Below are 4,136 nucleotides of genomic sequence, written 5' to 3'. Positions count from 1 at the left end.
CCCCCCGGAGGGTCTACCTCGCGCACACGGGTCTACCTCGGCGGAGAAGACAACGACTCCCGCATGACCTTCGCGAGCGAGAGCAGCCGGGCGTTGTCGAACAGGTCCTCGAGCAGCACCACGTTGCCCGACGAGTCGCCCAGCGGGACCTTCCAGTTGGGGTACTCCCGGTCCGTCCCGGGCTGGTTCTGCGTGCGACGCTCCCCGACGGCGTCGGCGAGCGAGACACCGATCAGGGCCGCGGGCGTCTGGGCGATCAGGACGTGCAGCGCCTCGACGAGCTCGCGCTCGGACGGGTCGTCACCGATCAGCCCGCGCTCGGCGAGGAAGGCCACCATGCCGTCCCGTTCCGCGCGTGCCACCTGGCGGACCTGGGCGGCCGGCTCGGTGAGCAGGCCCAGGCGTTCGCGCAGGTCGACGTGCTCGCCCGCGAGATAGCCCGCGGTCGGCGGCAGGTCGTGCGTCGTGACCGTGGCCAGCGCGAGCCGGCGGTACGCCTCGGGCGCCAGCGGACGCCCGCCCTCGCCCTTCTCGAACCACAGGACCGAGGTCCCGAGGACGCCCCGCTCGGCGAGGTAGTCACGGACCCAGGGCTCGTAGACCCCGAGGTCCTCGCCGATGACCATGGCCCCGGCGCGCTGGGCCTCGAGGCACAGGATGCCCACGAGCGCCTCGTGGTCGTAGCGGACGTAGGCCCCGGCGTCGGCGCGCGCCGCACCCGGTATCCACCAGAGCCGGAACAGGCCGATGACGTGGTCGACCCGGATCGCGCCCGCGTGGCGCAGCACCGTGCGCAGCAGGTCGCGGAAGGGCGCGTACCCGGCGCGGGCCAGGGCGCGCGGGTCCCACGGCGGCTGCGACCAGTTCTGGCCCTGCTGGTTGTACATGTCCGGCGGTGCGCCGACAGTCACCCCGCCCGCGAGGACGTCCTGGTGCGCCCACGCGTCGGCCCCGTGCGGGTGCACTCCCACCGCGAGGTCGTGCATGATCCCGATCGACATCCCGGCGTCCAGGGCCGTGCGCTGCGCGACCTCGAGCTGCTCGTCCGCGACCCACTGGAGCCAGCAGTAGAACTCGACCTGGTCGTCGAGCTGCTCGCGCAGGGCCGCGACCGCGGGCGACGAGGGGTCGAGCGCCTGCGGGGGCCAGTCGCGGTCGCCGAAGTGGTCGGCGAGCATGCACCATGTCGCGAAGTCCTCGAGCCCCTTGCCCTGCTCGGCCCGGAAGGCGTCGAACGCGGCCTGTCGCGCGGTCGACCGCGGCGCTGCGAAGACGACCTCGAGCGCGGCCTTCTTGGCCTCCCACGCCGCGTCCCGGTCGATCGGGCCGGCGTCGGAGCTCAGGTCCCGGATCGGGTCGAAAGCCCACTCGACGAGCGAACGGTCCGCCGCCGAGAGGTAGCCCGTCTCGCGCACGTCCTCGACGCGGATGTACAGCGGGTTCACGAAGCGCCTGCTCGTGGGCAGGTACGGGGAGGGGGTCATGGGGGTGCGGGGCTCGGCCGCGGCGAGCGGGTTGACGAGCACGAAGTCGGCCCCCGCCCGGTGCGCTCCCAGCCACGCGAGGTCGGCGAGGTCCGCCAGGTCCCCCACGCCCCAGGACGCCCTGGACCGCACCGAGTAGAGCTGGGTCATGAGTCCCCACGCCCGCCCCTCGCGCACGGCCTCGGGCAGCTCGAGCCGCTGCGGCGTCACGACCAGCGTGGCCCGAGCCTGCGTGCCCTCGCTCGTGGCGTGGATCTCGTGCCAGCCCAGCGGCAGGTCCGCCGGGACGGCGAAGGTCGCCCGCCCGATCGCCCGGCCGTCGACCGTGCGGGGCTCGACGTAGGCGTCGACCTGGGTCAGGGCGCGGCGTTCGCGCACCGCGGGCGCTGTCGACCGGTACCCGGGCTGCTCGATCGGCTCGAGCTCTGCCCACACCTCGACGGGCGCACCGTCGGCGACGTGCACGGGGAACCTCAGCTCGTCGCCCTGGCGCACCACGACGGTCGGGGGCAGCATCTGCCGCCACTCGTCGTCGACCGAGTGCTCGAGGCTCACGGCGACCTTCTCGGGGGACGACGCGGGCACGCCCAGCGCCTCGAGCACCGCGACGAGGGTCTGCGCGCTCACCTGGCGCTGCGTGCCGTCGAAGCCCCAGAAGTCGGGCGCGACGCCATGGGCCGCGGCCAGCTGGACCAGCGGTTCGGGCACGTCGGCCGTGACATGTTGTGGAACGCTCACGAGGGTGATCCTGCCAGAGCGCGGGGGCGACGGCAGACCTTGGGCCCGGTGTGGCGCGGGCCGTCGCCAGGTTCAGCCCCTCGGGCACGTGCGCACACCGCCCGCGCACCCTCCTCACAGGCCCTCCGCAGGACCCGTCCGCCCGCTCCCGGTGAGGCTCGTCACGTGGGGCGCCGGACGCCGTCGGGCCTCGTGCTGCGGCAGGTAGCCTGCCGGGATGGCTTCCCCGTCCCCGTCCCCCACCGACATCGGCGACCAGATCGCCGGACAGGCCAACGTCTGGCTCGAGTGGTTCCTCGGCACCCCGCTGCGGATCATCCTCATCGTCGTGATCGGCTCGGTCCTGCTGGCCGTGATCCGCCGCATCATCCGCCGCGTGACCGAGCACATCGCCGACGGCACCCCGATCACCGAGCGGCGCGGCATGAAGGGCCTCAAGGGCCTCACGGAGTCACCCGTGGGCAACGTCCTGCTGCGCGCCAACCCGCTCGCGAGCGCACGCCGCGCCCAGCGTGCCCGCACGATCGGCTCGGTCCTGCGCTCGACCGCGAACATCCTGTTCGGCTCGACGATCGTCCTCATGGTGCTCACCGAGCTGGGCATGAACATCGCGCCGTTCCTCGCGTCGGCGGGGATCGTGGGCGTCGCGCTGGGCTTCGGCGCGCAGAGCCTCGTCAAGGACTTCCTGTCGGGCACGTTCATGCTGCTCGAGGACCAGTACGGCGTGGGCGACTCGGTCGACTTCGGGGTCGTGGCCGGGACGGTCGAGGAGGTCGCGCTGCGCGTCACGAAGGTCCGCGACGGCGACGGCACCCTCTGGTACATCCGCAACGGCGAGATCCTGCGCACGGGCAACAAGTCGCAGGAGTGGGGCCGCGCCTCGGCCGAGGTGCACGTCGCGTACTTCGCGGACCTCGACCAGGTCGAGCGGGTCCTGCGCGAGGCCGGCGAGGCGGTCGCCGCGGACCCCGTCCTGGGCACCTATCTCCTGGAGCAGCCGGCCGTGTCGGGCATCGAGTCGATGACCCCGGAGGAGATGGTCCTCAAGGTCTCGGTCAAGACCCAGGCCTCGATGCAGGGCGAGATCTCGCGGGCGCTGCGCACGACCGTCCGCGAGCGCCTCGCCGCGGCTCACGTGCCGCTGGCCGGCGCCGAGCCGCCCGGTGCCCTCGAGGAGACGCCGCAGGACGTACCGGCACCGGTGCTGCCCCAGGTGTCGACCCAGGTGTCGACCCAGGCGCCCGCCCACGGCACGGCTCCCGCCCGGGACGCGGTGCACAACCATGACACCGCGCAGAACCCCGACGCCCGGCAGGCGCGGGACGCCGTGGCGCCGAAGGACGAGGTGCAGGCCAAGGACTCGCTGCAGACGCGCGACGCGCTGCCCGACGACCCGGCGCAGCCGGACCGGTAGCGGACCGGTAGCGGGCCGGTGCTCAGTCCCAAGCGAGGAGAGGCTCGCCGGCCCGGACGGTCCCGCCCGGGGGGACGAGGAACGTCAGGAGGGACGGGTCGCCCTGGAGCGCGATGACCGAGCACACGGTCGCCAGCCCGAGCGCAGCCACGCGCGGGGGCTCCCAGGACAGCAGGGTCGCGCCCGCCTCGACGCGGTCTCCCGGCTCGACGTGGAGCTGGAAACCCTCTCCGCCGAGCCGCACCGTGTCGATGCCCAGGTGGACCAGGACGGTGCGCCCACCGGTCGCCTCGAGCGCGAAGGCGTGCGGGAACAGGGAACCGACCGTGCCCGCCGCGGGGGCCACGACCGTCGAGATCCCGTCGCCGTCCACCGACGGCTCGATCGCGAGACCCGGCCCCGCGAACGCCTGCGCGAACACGGGGTCGGGGACGTCTCGCAGCGCCACGACCGTTCCGCTCAACGGTGCTCCGACGCGCAGGACCGGCTCGTCCGTGGAC

General features: G+C 73.7%; 3 protein-coding genes. 1 reads left to right on the top strand and 2 read right to left on the bottom strand.

Going from position 1 to position 4,136, the window contains the following annotated elements; translation table 11 throughout:
• Positions 1–32: 32 nt before the first annotated feature.
• A complete protein-coding gene (malQ, locus tag ACFRCR_RS17365; protein WP_377679276.1) occupies positions 33–2,222 on the bottom strand; it encodes a 4-alpha-glucanotransferase in 2,190 nt (729 codons plus the stop codon).
• Positions 2,223–2,439: 217 nt separating this feature from the next.
• On the opposite strand from malQ, the gene ACFRCR_RS17360 reads away from it, so the two are divergent.
• On the top strand, positions 2,440–3,636 hold the full coding sequence (locus ACFRCR_RS17360) for a mechanosensitive ion channel family protein (RefSeq protein WP_377679275.1): 1,197 nt from the start codon (positions 2,440–2,442) through the stop codon (positions 3,634–3,636).
• A gap of 22 nt (positions 3,637–3,658) precedes the next feature.
• Here ACFRCR_RS17360 and ACFRCR_RS17355 read toward each other — a convergent pair.
• A partial coding sequence (locus ACFRCR_RS17355) for a PTS glucose transporter subunit IIA (protein ID WP_377679273.1) occupies positions 3,659–4,136 on the bottom strand: 478 nt, incomplete at its 5' end.

The sequence above is a fragment of the Oerskovia sp. NPDC056781 genome (genome assembly GCF_042789955.1).
Taxonomy (GTDB): Bacteria; Actinomycetota; Actinomycetes; order Actinomycetales; family Cellulomonadaceae; genus Oerskovia; species Oerskovia rustica.
This window is presented reverse-complemented; position numbering and strand designations above follow the sequence as displayed.